This window comes from Corallococcus carmarthensis (assembly GCF_003611695.1).
Lineage (GTDB): Bacteria > Myxococcota > Myxococcia > Myxococcales > Myxococcaceae > Corallococcus > Corallococcus carmarthensis.
Genome location: NZ_RAWE01000017.1, coordinates 1 through 13,080 on the forward strand (window position 1 = coordinate 1; position 13,080 = coordinate 13,080).

Consider the following 13,080-nt stretch of genomic DNA (forward strand, 5'->3'; position numbering starts at 1 on the left):
CGTCAATCCCGAGGAGTACCTGGCCGACGTGCTGCTGCGCGTCCAGACGCACCCGAACGCCCGCATCGGAGAGCTGCTGCCGCACGAGTGGAAGCGCCTTCGCGCCGCCGATTCGTCCTGAGCCCCCCTGCTCAGGTCCGCCCCGTCAGCCCGCTCTCTCACAGGCTCGCGACCACCGCCGAGCACGGTCCCCGTCCCTCTGCAATAGGCTCGGTCACGTCGCTCGCCGGACGGATACTTTCCAACAGCCTGCGAGGATCACGACTAATCCTTTGACCGGATGATTTCTGTCGACCATCTCCCTCGGAGAAGGGGGGCGGAATCACGCGGACGCGGTGTCGGAGCTGCACGAGATGGCGAAGCGATCCCGCGAGGTGATGGTTGAGCTGGGCATGCGGAGCCCCCGTGGCCTCCAGGTGTCCCAGGACGAGATCAGCACGAACTAGCCACGCTGCCTGCGCGGAGGCTCCACTCCAGTCCCGCCATGTTGCACGTATGTCGCATGAAGCTGCGGCATGGTGTGGAACACGGCGGGACGACAGGGCACGAGGCGGGATATCGAATCCGGGTCGCTCCGAGCGGCAGCGAGGTAAGGGCGCGATCCTGCTGGGAGTTTCGCACCGCCCGGTGCGGGTTCGAATCCCGCCGCCTCCACCCTCACGAACCCGGCGGGCAGAGTGGCCTCACCGCTCGCAGCGCAGTGCGACCGCGTGCGGGTTGTCGAGGTAGTCCTGCCAGAACTCACGACCGTACCGGGCGATGCCCTCCGGGGAGCATTCGGGGCGCATCCAGGCGAGGTGCTTGAAGCCCGCCTCGCGCAGCGCGTGCTCGTACGTGTCCTGGCTCCAGTGGGAGAAGTGGATGGTGAAGGGCGTCTTCGTGTGCAGCTCCGCGGAGATGGCCTGCCCTTCCCGGGGCGACTCCGGGAAGTCCAACATCGTGATGCCATAGCGGGTGCTGTTGGGCCCCTTGCCGCTGAACCCGGGATTGAACGTGTACGTGACGAAGCGGCCCCCGGGCTTCAGGTGGGCGTGGATGCTCCGGCACATGCGCAGCAGGTGTTCGGGCGAGTGCGCGTAGTGCAAGAGATAGATGGCCGTCACGCAATCAAAGACACCCAGTGGCGCCATGTCTGCCACGTCCGCCACGTGGTACTCGATGCCCCGTGACTGAGCCGCTTCGGCCTCCCGGGCGACGCGAATCATCTCCTCCGAAATGTCCACGCCGGCCACCCGGTTCGCGCCCCGCGCCTGGAATTGCCGCGTGTACAGCCCGTCGCCACAGGCCAGGTCCAGGACGGATTGTCCCTGCACGGAGCCGAGCGCTTTGAAGAAGGTATGGCCTTCGAGGTACTCCGAGCGGACTGGCAAGACATCCCAGTCCGCCACCTTCACGCCAATCTGATCGTATTGCGCCGACACTTTCGCACGACCCTTCCAGACACGGACTGACAGGTTCTCCACGGAACCTATCAGAGGCAGTCACGCGGAGTGCGGGCTGCCGGGAGGGCCGACCGCCGATTACAGGCGGACCTGGAGCTCGTAGCGGCGGTTCTTCGCCTTCTTCGCCTCGGTGTTGTCCGGCTTCACCAGCGGGCGCTCGGAGCCGTAGCCCACGGCGGTGATCTCCCCGCGGGGGATGCCGCGCGTGACCAGCTCCTTGACGATGGCCTCCGCGCGCTGCTCGCTGAGCGTCTTGTTCTTCGCGGCGTCACCCGTCGAGTCGGTGTGGCCGGAGACCTCGAACTTGTAGCCACTCACGCCGGCTGCGACGAGCTGCTTCTTGGCGTCGACGAGGGCGTTGGTGAGCTTCTTGAGCTTCGCGTCGCAGCCGGGGGCCAGCTCGGCGGTGCCCGTCTTGAAGCTGCACTGGTTCTTGCGGCCCTCGTCCGTCAGCTTCGTGTTGACGCGCTTCTCGACGGTGGACTTGCTGGCATCGCCCGCGGCCTTCTTGAGCGAATCCATGGAGATTTGCGCGGTGGCCACGCCCGGAACGGCCAGCAGCGATACGGCGATGCAGAGCGCCTTGAGCTTCATAGGTTGGGACTCCTTGGGCTCCAGGGGAAGGGAGCCGGAGCCGAAGGCTGCCCAGAGCCGCCCGTCGCGTCCAGCACCAACGCGTGGGAGCACGGGATGCCTGCCCCGTCGGTGCACTGACAGTGGCAGCGGGCAGGGGTGCTCGTGCGGCAAGACGGTGCCCATTCCAATGAGACATGTCGCAGCGCGACGTGAAGCACGCCACCGCACCGGTTTGGCGGCTGCGCAACTCCTGCTGTATACGTCCCGCGCCGCGCAGGCCCCTGACTGAAACGTCGGCCTGTGTCTCTTGAGCACACACCCGGGGGACGACGCGCGGCGCCATCATTCACCTGGAGAAAATCGATGATGAAGAACCTGCGCACGCTCATGTGTGTCGTTGGCGGTGTCACGTTGTTCGGGACGGGATGTGGCGGCCCGCCCCAGGAGACACCGGAGGAGCTGCAATCGCCCGCGACGTCCGAGGAGCAGCCCGGTGTGCGGCAGCAGACTGTCCGCATGGTCTGCTGGAGCGACCTCGGCATCTACGACGGGCCGTCCACGTCCAACTTCAAGATCATCACCCTGCACTACGGCAACTACTTCGACACGGACAGCGCGGCGTTCGTATCGAATGGGGAGTACTGGGTCCGGGGCCAGTGGGTCTGCAGCGCGCCCTACAACTGCCTCGCCTACGGCTACGTCCGCTGGGCCGGGCTCTGCTAACCGGAAGCTGACGGGCGGAACGAGCGGGGCGGCTTTCAGTCGCCCCGCTTCTTCTTGCGTCAATTCTCATACGTCGACCGCGGTCGCGCTCCAGCAGGGTTCACTCCTCGCCCGCGAAGGAGCCGATCAGATTCTCGATGATGGCCCTGGCGGCCTCATCCTTCGCGTCGGCGGTCACCCATACGAGCAGGTCGCCATTGACCGTCCCGTCACCCCGCAGGCCTTCGGGCACGTGTGTCTTCAGCCAGGCCTCCGCCGCACTCGCTTCCTTGTAGTTGTTGAACAGGTAGACCGACGCCCGGACCGAACCCGACGTCCAGGCCCGGCCGAAACCCGCTTGGGCGCCGAGGTCCTGGACAGCGGGAGACGGAACGACTGGCAAGAGCTCAGCGCCGCCCGCGCCATGGCGCACCAGCGCCTCGCCTCGCCGGAGGGATGGATCGACCGGTGAGGGCTCATTGCTGCCCGCGTCAGGTCGTGTCAGCGCCTCGCCTTGCCGGAGAGATGGAGCGTTCGGGTTCATGGAGTTCCTTTGCGGTGGGCCACCGGCACACGCGCACAGCAGCAGCGCGGAGCAGGCAGACAGCGTGAGCAGGGTTCGCATGGGGCTCACGCGATAGCACCCTTGTCCGCGGGCCAGCCAGCGCACGGGCTCAGTCCTTCGTGTCGTCCACGAGCTGCACGGGGACACCGGGCTCGAAGCGCTCTCCGTCCGCGTCCTGGAGGTCCAGGGGGCCGGTGGAGAGGATCCAGACATCCAGGGTCTCGTCGTTGTCGGTGTTCCCCGCGCACACCAGGGTGATGTCGCAGGCGGGGCATTGGCCGGAGACGCCAGGCAGTGCCTTCACCGGCATCGGAAGCGCCTCCACGCCAATGGGGCCCAACTGGGTGAACCGGTAGGTGTCCACACCGATGGACACCGCTCCGTCAGGGACCTCGCCGCGCTCAACGTCGCGAGCCTCCATCGGACCCGTGCCCGCGAAGTATGCGTAGCGATTGTCCCGCTCGGGCGCAAAGCCCACCTTCGCGAAGACCGGCTCGTAGGCTCGCGTGTCCTGGAAGTGGCGCTGCTGGAGCGCGTACCAGGTCCTCAGGTTCGACTTGCACTCCGCCGCGCGGGCGCGCTGGCCGAACCGCACGAAGTTGCGGACCGTGTTGACCGCCACCACGCCCAGGCACGAACAGGCCAGCACGCCGAGGACGATGAAGAGCCACGTCCTGAGGGAGCGCCCTTCCCCACCCGGACGGCGGCTCATGGCGCGCGCACCTCGCCCCCCAGCGCCATCGCCGAGCCGACGAAGGCCGTGACGCTCCGGTAGCCAGTGGGCGGCGGCTGAAGCGCGGCGGTGCTCCCGGTCCCCAGTTGGGTGATGCCCCCGGGCAGGATGCGCCCCAGGTTCCACGTCCGGCCCCGGAAGTGGAAATCCTCACTGGAGCACAGCACCGCGGAGAAGAGGTTGCTGGAGAGCGGGCCCACCGCGGTTCCGACGACCGTGGAGAGGCGCTGGAGCGTCGCGATGGGCTGGCCCACCGAAAAACTCTCCGGCGCGGAGAAGTCTCCGCAAGGCTCCGGGTTGAAATACAGGGTGAAGCGGCCTACCGGGTCCAGCGACACCGTGAGGTCCCCGTTGGTCAGATGCTGGGGCGTGAAGGGCTCGGCGCGGAAGGTGAAGAAGGCGCTGGCCTCACCCGGCGGACCGTTGAAGAGCGGCCCCTCCACGTCTCCCAGGAGCGCGAAGTAGCCCACGTCCTGCACCTTGCCGTCGAGCGCTTCGTAGAAGCGCCCGATGGCGTACCAGACCACGCCTGCGATGGGATGGATGTGCATGGCTCAGAACCAGCTGTAGTCCAGCGGGTAGGGCAACTTGTCCTTCGCCGCCCGGAGCTCTCCGGGACTGCGGGGGATGAGCCGCACCTGGTCGTGCACGCTCCGGGCATCGTCCCGAAGGGCCTCCGGCACTTCCTTCATGGAGTGCACGTTGTAGTGCGGGAAGAGCTTCTGCTTCACCTCGACGGCGAATGAGTCGCTGTTGATGTGAAGGCTCATCTCACCGTCGTAATGCATGCTGCGGTGACCGAAGTTCGCGCTGCCCACGATGACGTGGCGCGAGTCGATGAGCATCAGCTTCGAGTGCACGTAGATCTTCGTGCTTTGCGCGTAGTCGTCGCTGTGCGACGGGAATCGCACCGGGCAGTAGAACTGGACGCGGGGCTTCGCGTCATCCTTCAGGTCCACGCCGTCAATCAGCTCCAGCGCCACCTTCACTGGCTCGCTGACGGTCTTCGCCCCCTTGACCTCCGGAGGCGTCATCTGGAGCTTCGCGCCTTCCATCCAGCCCTTCGGCTTCTTCGCGTCGAGGACCTTGTAATACACACCCTGTTCATTGTTCACCGGGTCCGTGACGTCCCGCAGCCGCAAGGCGCGCAGGGACTCGTCGAGCTTGCCCTTGACGCCGCCCTTCTCCTTGAAGCTCGCCAGCAACATCCGCGTGTACGCGATGCGTGACAACTGCGTATTCGCCTGGGTCGGGTCGCAGATGGGATCCGGAATCACCACGCAGACCTGGAACTGCTTCTGCGTCTTCAGCTTCCGGCAGATCTCCGTGATGATCTCCGGCTCGAAGAACTGGTAGTTCTCCGCATAGACATACGAGTTGGCGCCCTGGAGGAGCGTCTTGATTTCATCCCGGATGCTGTATTCGGTCTTCGTGGCGAAGACGCCCGTCGTCAGCACGGAGATCGTCAGCCCTCCCAGCGAGGGTTGATCGTGGACGAGTCCCCGGACGGCCCCCCGGACCTTGTACGCAGGTTGTTCCTTCGACCAGAACTGCAGCGACTTCAAGGAGACCTGCCGGTCCCACCGGCGCAACCACTCCTCCTCGATGTCACACGTCACCGGCCCTTCCACCAGCACCGCCGTATCGTGGAGGGTATGTCCGTGCCCCGTGAGGGGGTGCTGCCCCAGGTGATAGGCCCGGTCCCAGTACTCCAGCTCCATGTTGAAGCCGCCCACCAGGGCCTTGAGCTGCCCGCCAATGGAGAAGAGGGACATCTTCTGGTGCAGGCCGTACCCCACACCGCCGACCGTGGGGTGGCTCTCCAGGAAGACGAGGATCTTGTCGTTGTAGCCGTGAAGGGCCTTCGCCACCGCCGCGTTCCCGCGGGCCACCTTCTTCGCGAAGTTCTCATCACCGCCCGCGTTCGCCGACACGGCGTCCGGGTCCCACAGGATGATCTCCACGTGGATGCCCCGGTCCGCCAGCCCCTTCAAGGCCGCCTCCAGCGTGAAGCCCTGGTCGTCCTGTTTGAGCGGGAGGTGGTGCTCCATGGCCCAGTAGGCCAGCCGGACGTAGGTGTTCGCGGGCGCGGCCGGCTTTGACGGGCCCTTCGGCTTCGAGGACGGCTCGTCCGCGAGGGGGACGCTCTCCCGCACCTCGTCGAGACAAGCAACGAAAGCGGCGAAGAAGTCTTCGCCATCCATGATGAACGTCGCGCTGTTGTTGTCACTCGTCCGCTTGCTCATGGGCGGACACTATAAGAGCACCTCCGGTTTGCGACGACCCGACAGGTCAGAAACTCCAGCGCTCCCGGTTGGAGGGCCCCCAGTGATAGCGCAGCCTGTTTTACCCGCTGCAACGCCCTACCCTGCGCTCCATGTCCCTGCGAAGGCCCGCGAGGACAAGCCTCGCGGGCCTCGAATCATCGAACCTCAGTCCCAGCGGCTGGTCAGCTTCAGCTTCCACTCGCGCAGCTTGCCGTTGCCCACACCCGACGGGTTGACGACGTGCAGCTTCCACAGGCCGTTGATGGTCCCATCGCGCGGGATGCCGCGCGTCACCGGGATGCGCTTGGGCGGCGTGCCCTCGTTGGGGCCGTCCCACAAGAGCGCCGTCTCACCGCCCGGATCCTCCAGCGTCAGCACCAGCCTGGACGGGTTGTTGTGCGCCAGGTCCAGCTCCACCGTGATGTCCTCCGGCACCGTCGCCAGGCCCACCACAGGCTGCGTCACCGTCTGCGGCGTCGTGTTCCCCTGGAGCGTCAGGTCCGCGTACGCGGTGAACTCGCCCGACATCCACGCCGGCCGGCACCAGCCCTCCGTCGCGCCCGAATCCAGGCCGTGGCACGCCAGCCCGTCCTCACACGGCACGAAGCGCGAACACGAGGCGCCGTCCCCAGGAATGCTCAACGTCGTCACACAGCGGCCGTAGAGGCTGGAGGCGTCGTACGGTTTGCCCTCGCAGTGGAGATTCGTCCCGCACGTCCCCGCGCCCGTGCACGGATCGCCCTGCTCGCCCAGCTGGGTGGCCGTCTTCAGGTTCTGCAGCGCCGTCGCGTCCACGGCCGGCAGCCGGCCCAGCTTCAGGATGTCGTAGAAGGGCCGCGCCGCCACCATCGCGTTCGCCGCCACCGCGGGCACGTTGTACGTGGACTGCAGCGCCGTCAGCGACTGCGTGTTCACCACCGCCAGCACCCGGCGCGCCTCCGCGACGTTGAACGACACGCCCTGGAACGTGCCCACCCAGCCGTCCACCGGCAGCTCCACGCGGCCCGTGCCCCGGGCGTACGTCTCCAGCGCCGTCAGCGCCGCGGGCCCCACGTACATGAGGTCGTCCACCTGCTCGATGGAGACGAAGCGCCGGTCATCCGCCGTGTGCGCGATGCCGTCCGGCCCGTAGCGGTAGTTGATGATGCTCTGCGCCGCCTGCGAGTTGAGCGGCACCTGCGTGTCCAGCACGTTGAAGTTCAGGGAGTACTCATTGAGGAACAGCACCACCCCGATGCCCGCGGGCGTGCCCGTGGCCAGCTCCTGCGTCTGCACGGCCAGCGCGGCGGCCGGCGTGTCCGACACCGCGGCAGCGCCGCAGCTCAGGAGGAGGGGAACCGAGGAAAACGACAGAAAACGACGGAGTCTGGAGTTCATGGCCTCCATGTACTCCATGCCGGGCCGCGTGTCGGTGACCGTTCAGGTCCTGTCTTGATACAGCGCGATGACCCCGTGGACCTGGTCGGTGACCTGCTGGAGGCTTTCCGCCGCCGCGTGGGTGGCCTCCACGCGGGCCATGGAGGCCTGCATCAGCGCCGTCAGGTCCGACACGGCGGTGAAGATCTGAGACACGCCCGCGGACTGCTGGCTCACCGACGCCGAAATCTGGCGGACGGCGTCCGCGTTGCCCTTCACCAGGCCGGACAGCATGCCCAGCCGTTCGCCGGAGGCGCGGATGGTCTCGATGCCCCGGCCCATGCGCTCGCCGCCCTGGCGGGTGAGATCCACGACCCCCTGGATGCGCGAGCGCGTGTCATCCAGCACCGCGCGCACCTGCTGCGTGGCCGTCACGGACTGGGACGCGAGGCCGCGAATCTCGCGCGCCACCACCGCGAAGCCCCGGCCCACGTCCCCTGCCCTCGCCGCCTCGATGGCCGCGTTGATGGCGAGCACGTTGGACTGGTCCGCCAGGTCCTGCACCGTCCGGGTGATGCCGGCGATCCGCTCCGTGTAGGCCGCCAGCCCCTGGATGCGCTCGGAGATGTCCGCCGTCTGCGCGCGCAGGTCCGCCAGCCCCTCCACGCTCCGGCCGATGGCCTCCTCCACCGCCGCGCCCACGTCCCCGGCCTCCTGCGTGGCCCCCAGCACCCGCGTGGCCTGCGCGGACGCCACCTGCGACGTCTGGCGGATCTCCTCCGCCGTCACCCGCGTCTCATCCAGCGCCCGGGCCTGCCGGGAGAGCTCGTGGCGCTGCTCGCTCGTGGATTCGGACAGCGTCCGCACCGAGTCGCGCAGCGCGCCCGCGGAGCCCATCAGCGGCCGGACGACCTGCTCCTCCACCGCGCTCCGGGACAGCTCCAGCTGCGCCTCGCGCTGTGCCGCCGCCCGGAGGTCGCGCTGGCCCTGCACGCAGGAGGTGATGAGGAAGATGTCCTCGAACGCCACCCATGCCGTGTGCTCCACCCACCGCCAGGACTCCCGGGCGTGCATGCCGAAGATGGACTCCGGCCAGAGCGCGCCGCGCAGGAAGTGGTCCGCCGCCACCACGCCGCTGAAGGTGAGCAGCACCTTCCAGTCCCGGTAGATGGAGAGCAGCGCCAGCGAGCCGAAGATGTGGAAGTGCGTCTCGATGCGCCCGCCCATCAAGTGGATGAGCAGCCCGGACATCAGCGCCTGCCCCACCGCGATGACGTGCCGCGTGGACTCACGCCCGGGCCGCGTGAGGGCGAGCACCACCGGCAGGCCGCCCAGCAAGAGCCCCAACCCCACCGCGGCGGCCACGTGGGAGTGGACCGAGCTCTCCAGTCCCTCCCAGGCGCGTGGCGACAGGTACACCGCCGCCACGATGCCCCCCAGCCACTGCAACACCATCAGGACCACGAAGGTCCGGTCCGTCCGCCGGCCCAATGACAGACACTGAGCCTCGAACAGCTGGCGCGCGCGCGCGGATACGGCTGCTTCAGACAGCTGGATTCTCATCACGGAGTCTCACCGGAGGACGTGGAGGGCGTCTGGAGGGCACAGCCGAAAACAGGCGCGGTGGCGGTGCTGGAGTCCTCCGCGCGAAGGAGGTCGCGAATGGCGCCGCCACCCGCGCTGTCGCCTTCGTGGCCCCGCGCGGAGGTGATGCCCCCGCTGAAGCGCTCCACGCCTTCCGGCGAGTAGAGGACCACCTGGCCCGAGGTGCGCGCGCCCAGCTCGCGCGCCACCGCGCCGTCCACGTCCGCCACCACCTCCACCCCGGGCAGGGCCACGGCGCGCGTCCACAGCTCCGAGCGCTCGAAGCCCGGCGGGGCCTGACGCGGCGCCCAGACGAACACGCGCGTGGCGAGCCTCGCGCCTTCGCGGTCCAGGAGCTTCGCCAGCTCCGCGAGCGTCGCGCGGGAACACGGGCACTGGGGATGGAGGAAGACGAGCAGCGTCCATGCGCCCGGCGCCCGCGTGAACCGCTCCGGCAACCGGGAAGGAGGCGTGGCCGCGAGCCCCGCGGCGCTCGCGTGTGACCACACGAGCCCCAGCCCCAGCACGCTCGCCACGAGCCACCCGGCCACCAGCCACGGCAGGGCCCCGCGCAAGCGCGCACTGTGTTTCAGACCCTCCTCAAGGGATGCCCGGGCCGGGGCATCCACGGGGCCATGCGAGACAACCGGGGCGGCCATGCACGGTCATGCTGATGATTTCCCGTGTCATTGGCAACGCGTATTCAAGCGGGCAAGCCTATACAATCCTTAAACAGGAAAGAGCTTCAAAACCAGAGGGCAGCCTCTTCCGGGAGAGAGGCTGCCCTCCTATCCGGCGAGCCCGGGCTTCCGTCCCTGAATTCTTGTTATCACCGTTCCCAGAGCCGGATTTCGGTGCCTGCACGGCGCACGAGCAGCGGGCTTCCGGCGCCGTCCACGGGTTCGATGCGGCCCGGGAGTGTCGCGGACTGGACGCACTTCCAGCCGCGTCCGGCGAGCGCGGCGTGCACCTGGGCGCCGAAGCCGCCGCCGTAGGACGTGAGCAGGTGGGACGCGCGCAGCCGGTCCAGGAGGTCGCTGCCAGCGTCCTCGGACAGGTAGTAGAGCACCTCCGCGAGCAGCACCAGGTCCGCCTCCAGCGCCACGTCCTCCGCGCTGGCCTCCACGATGCGCACGCGCGGAAGCCCCCCCAGCCGCTCGCGCAGGCGCGTGACGAAGCGGGGCTCGGACTCCACGGCCTGGACGTTCGCGTCGGGGAAGAGCGTCAGCAGGTGCTCGGTCATCATTCCCTCGCAGGCGCCCACGTCCACCACGCGCCGGGGCGGCACGGCGTGGCGCAGCGCGCCGAGCACCTTCGCGGTGAGGGCGAAGCGCTCGACCTCGTAGGTGGAATGGGCGAAGCCCCAGGGGTCCGCGAGCTCGGCGAAGATCTCCGGCTTGGTGAGGGACAGGGCGCGCACCACGTCCCCGGCGCGCACCTCCGCGAAGGCTTCGATGCCGGGCCCGTCGCGCACCGGGTCCGTGCAGGCGCCCGAAGAGGCTCCGTCCGGACGTTCCCGGTAGAGCGTGTTGAGCAGGCCCAGCTTGCGCTGGAAGGCCGCGTCGTCCAGCACCGTCCAGGCCGTGGGCCTGGCACCCGTGGCGGGCACCCACAGCCGGTCGAAGACGCGGCTGACGAGGAGCGCCACCTCGCGGTGCAGCGGCGCGTCCTCCTGCGGGCTGTGCGTGAAGACGCGGACGTCGCCCCGGGCGCGCTGATCGCGGCACCAGGGCCCCACCTCCGACGGGGACAGCAGCAGGTGCGTGCTCCGCGCGCCCAGCGCCCGGCCCACGGTCTCCAGCTCCCGGCCCGCGCTCCCGTCCTCCGTCACCACCGCGACGTCCGCGCCCGGTGCCACCGTGCTGAACAGGCGGACCACGTCCTCCGGATGGGCCACGACGATGAGCGCCGGGGCCTGCGTGTTCTCAGCCATGGATGCACTCCGCTCTGAAAGGGATTCCGCCAGGGGCTCAGCCATGGGCCGCGCTCCAGTCGGACACGGACTGCGCTTCCTGCTTCGGGAAGCGGAGCAGCGGCAGCAACTGCTCGCGGATGAGCGGCTCCCAGCTCAACCGCTCCGACAGCGCCCAGCCCGTCGCCAGCAGGAGGCGCCCTTCGTGCGCATCACGCGGCAGGCGGCGCACCACCTCTTCCGCCACGCGCGCCGCGGTGCGCACCTCCTGCTCCCGCAGCACGGCCGGTGGCAGCGCCTTCCAGGCCTCCACCGTGTGCGCCAGGCCCGCGGCCCTGGCGTCCGCCACGGCGTCCGACACCACGAGGTTCGGATGCGCGGACTCCGACAGGCCCTGCCTTTCGCACACCGCTCGCAGGGCACGCCTGGCGCCGCTCACGCCGGAGATGACGCAGATGGCGCCGCAGCCCAGGGCCTCCAGCTGCGCCAGGCCATAGGACTCATACAGCGACTGTCCCAGGGACACGTCCGTGGCGCGGTGCAGGTCGTCCCGCGTGAAGTCCAGGCCCGCGGGCCACGTGGGCTGGTTCACCAGCGCGATGTGCAGGCCCGTGTCCTTCGCGTTGAACGCGTCCACCCGCGCCTTCAGGGCGCGCAGGTTGCCGGACGGCTCCGCCTCGTTCCACTCCGTCACCATCACCAGCAGCGCGGGCTTGTGCTCCGGTGGCAGCGACGCCGCCAGGTGTTCGCACACGTCCACGTCGCGCCAGAGCCCCTTGCAGACCTCGTCCCGTGCGATGTGCGTGAGCAGCAGGCGGAAGTCCTTCCCCCACTGCCTGCGCGCATGGGCCAGCACCCGCGTCCGCGCGGCCTCCTTCGCGTCCCAGCCCGTGTCGATGGGCCGGTGCCCGTGCGGCACCACCGTCACCGGGTGGAGCGCATAGCGCTTGTCGAGGAACCGCAGCTCGTCCGCCACGGAGGCGCTCACCGCGCCCACGCGGTCGCACAGGTGGCCGTTGCGCAGGATCTGGAAGTTGGGCCAGCTGCCGACGGGATACACCTCGTCCAGCGTCCGCCCCTGCTCCAGCCCCAGGCGCTGGATGTTGTAGAAGCGCGCGTCGGACGCGCCCTGCCCTGCCTCGCCGTACTCCACGAGCACCCGGGGCGTGCGCACCTCGCCCGCGTAGTACACGGTGCGGCACCAGCCGCGCCCGTCGAGCAGCGCCTTGTACGCGAGCGGCAGCGACAGGTGCTCCTGCGCCAGGATGACCGTCCCCGCCCCCTCATCCTTCGGACGCAGGCGCTCCAGCGCGTCGAAGACGGGCTCCGCGAGCACGATGGACAGCATCGCGTCGTGGTCCAGCGCGGGCGCGTCCATGAGGCCGTGCCGTACCGCCTTCCGGAACAGCCCGTTGACCCAGGGCGCCGCACCCAGCCGCGTCCCGAAGCGCTTGCGCCACACGCGTGAGAGCCCCCGCCACGCCGCCGGACGCCGGCCCCGGCAGTCGAACGGGAGGTCCACCCCGAGCAACGTGTGCAGCCGCGCGAGGAACTTCGGCAACGTGCCCAGCCGCACCCGGTAGCCCCGGAGCACGTCCGTGAGGTCCACGAGCAGCACCTCCACCGGACCGCCCGGAGCGTCGCGCCGCCCGTAGACGAACGACACGTCGTGCTTCTCCTCCACGGGCCGGAAGACGCGCGTCCACCGCTCCGGGTTGTCCTGGCGCAGACCGCTGTAGAACACCTCGCCGTGCGCCTCCAGGTCGCGCGCCAGGGACTCCTCCGGCGCGTAGCTCCCCAGGCCGCACGGCCGCACCGTGGGGCTCACCAGCAGCGTGCGCGGGAAGGCCTGCCGGTACTCGGGCGCGGACAGCAGGTGTTCCAGCACCACGCCCATGCCGCCCACCGTGCGCGTGGCTTCATAGGAGAGGTGCACCAGCAAG

General features: G+C 69.0%; 13 protein-coding genes. 2 read left to right on the top strand and 11 right to left on the bottom strand.

Annotated features, from left to right (window positions below):
* The coding region (locus D7X32_RS07405) for a transposase domain-containing protein (protein ID WP_147450065.1) at positions 1–121 on the top strand (121 nt) is incomplete at its 5' end.
* A 562-nt stretch (positions 122–683) separates the two neighbouring features.
* Here D7X32_RS07405 and D7X32_RS07410 read toward each other — a convergent pair.
* Both D7X32_RS07410 and D7X32_RS07415 read right to left on the bottom strand, forming a co-directional pair.
* The gene (locus tag D7X32_RS07410; RefSeq protein WP_120601805.1) at positions 684–1,421 is read right to left on the bottom strand and encodes a class I SAM-dependent methyltransferase; all 738 of its coding nucleotides are present in this window, start codon (positions 1,419–1,421) and stop codon (positions 684–686) included.
* A 99-nt stretch (positions 1,422–1,520) separates the two neighbouring features.
* A complete protein-coding gene (locus D7X32_RS07415; RefSeq protein WP_120601806.1) occupies positions 1,521–2,036 on the bottom strand; it encodes an OmpA family protein in 516 nt (171 codons plus the stop codon).
* Between the two features lie 345 nt (positions 2,037–2,381).
* Here D7X32_RS07415 and D7X32_RS07420 point away from each other — a divergent pair, with 345 nt between their 5' ends.
* Entirely contained in the window at positions 2,382–2,741 is a 360-nt protein-coding gene (locus D7X32_RS07420) for a hypothetical protein (RefSeq protein ID WP_120601807.1), read from the top strand.
* Positions 2,742–2,841: 100 nt separating this feature from the next.
* Here D7X32_RS07420 and D7X32_RS07425 read toward each other — a convergent pair whose 3' ends face one another.
* The 9 genes from D7X32_RS07425 to D7X32_RS45365 form a co-directional block, all read right to left on the bottom strand.
* A complete protein-coding gene (locus tag D7X32_RS07425; RefSeq protein ID WP_147450066.1) occupies positions 2,842–3,345 on the bottom strand; it encodes a hypothetical protein in 504 nt (167 codons plus the stop codon).
* A gap of 49 nt (positions 3,346–3,394) precedes the next feature.
* The gene (locus tag D7X32_RS07430) at positions 3,395–3,997 is read right to left on the bottom strand and encodes a fimbrial protein (RefSeq protein WP_120601809.1); all 603 of its coding nucleotides are present in this window, start codon (positions 3,995–3,997) and stop codon (positions 3,395–3,397) included.
* Entirely contained in the window at positions 3,994–4,569 is a 576-nt protein-coding gene (locus D7X32_RS07435; protein ID WP_120601810.1) for a hypothetical protein, read from the bottom strand. The genes D7X32_RS07430 and D7X32_RS07435 overlap by 4 nt, the downstream gene beginning before the upstream one ends.
* 3 nt (positions 4,570–4,572) lie before the next feature.
* Positions 4,573–6,264 carry a phospholipase D-like domain-containing protein gene (locus D7X32_RS07440; RefSeq protein WP_120601811.1) on the bottom strand — a complete coding sequence of 564 codons (1,692 nt, stop codon included), beginning with the start codon at positions 6,262–6,264 and terminating at the stop codon, positions 4,573–4,575.
* A 186-nt stretch (positions 6,265–6,450) separates the two neighbouring features.
* Entirely contained in the window at positions 6,451–7,662 is a 1,212-nt protein-coding gene (locus tag D7X32_RS07445; RefSeq protein ID WP_120601853.1) for a proprotein convertase P-domain-containing protein, read from the bottom strand.
* Positions 7,663–7,704: 42 nt separating this feature from the next.
* Positions 7,705–9,204: a methyl-accepting chemotaxis protein gene (locus D7X32_RS07450; RefSeq protein WP_120601812.1), complete on the bottom strand. Its 1,500-nt coding sequence runs from the start codon at positions 9,202–9,204 to the stop codon at positions 7,705–7,707.
* Positions 9,204–9,800 (bottom strand): thioredoxin domain-containing protein, encoded by a 597-nt coding sequence (locus tag D7X32_RS07455; RefSeq protein ID WP_120601813.1) that lies wholly within the window; start codon positions 9,798–9,800, stop codon positions 9,204–9,206. Before D7X32_RS07455 ends, D7X32_RS07450 begins: the two co-directional genes overlap by 1 nt.
* Positions 9,801–10,054: 254 nt before the next feature.
* Positions 10,055–11,158 (bottom strand): class I SAM-dependent methyltransferase, encoded by a 1,104-nt coding sequence (locus D7X32_RS07460; protein ID WP_120601814.1) that lies wholly within the window; start codon positions 11,156–11,158, stop codon positions 10,055–10,057.
* A gap of 37 nt (positions 11,159–11,195) precedes the next feature.
* Complete coding sequence (locus tag D7X32_RS45365) at positions 11,196–13,079, bottom strand: glycosyltransferase (protein WP_158625626.1); 1,884 nt, start codon at positions 13,077–13,079, stop codon at positions 11,196–11,198.
* Position 13,080 lies beyond the last annotated feature (1 nt).

Excerpts from the sequence above, each read along its gene's own strand:
- D7X32_RS07445 (WP_120601853.1), bottom strand. The coding sequence starts at position 7,662 with ATGAACTCCAGACTCCGTCGTTTTCTGTCGTTTTCCTCGGTTCCCCTC.
- D7X32_RS07435 (WP_120601810.1), bottom strand. The coding sequence starts at position 4,569 with ATGCACATCCATCCCATCGCAGGCGTGGTCTGGTACGCCATCGGGCGC.
- D7X32_RS07460 (WP_120601814.1), bottom strand. The coding sequence starts at position 11,158 with ATGGCTGAGAACACGCAGGCCCCGGCGCTCATCGTCGTGGCCCATCCG.
- D7X32_RS07425 (WP_147450066.1), bottom strand. The coding sequence starts at position 3,345 with ATGCGAACCCTGCTCACGCTGTCTGCCTGCTCCGCGCTGCTGCTGTGC.
- D7X32_RS07430 (WP_120601809.1), bottom strand. The coding sequence starts at position 3,997 with ATGAGCCGCCGTCCGGGTGGGGAAGGGCGCTCCCTCAGGACGTGGCTC.
- D7X32_RS07440 (WP_120601811.1), bottom strand. The coding sequence starts at position 6,264 with ATGAGCAAGCGGACGAGTGACAACAACAGCGCGACGTTCATCATGGAT.
- D7X32_RS07450 (WP_120601812.1), bottom strand. The coding sequence starts at position 9,204 with ATGAGAATCCAGCTGTCTGAAGCAGCCGTATCCGCGCGCGCGCGCCAG.
- D7X32_RS07415 (WP_120601806.1), bottom strand. The coding sequence starts at position 2,036 with ATGAAGCTCAAGGCGCTCTGCATCGCCGTATCGCTGCTGGCCGTTCCG.
- D7X32_RS07420 (WP_120601807.1), top strand. The coding sequence starts at position 2,382 with ATGATGAAGAACCTGCGCACGCTCATGTGTGTCGTTGGCGGTGTCACG.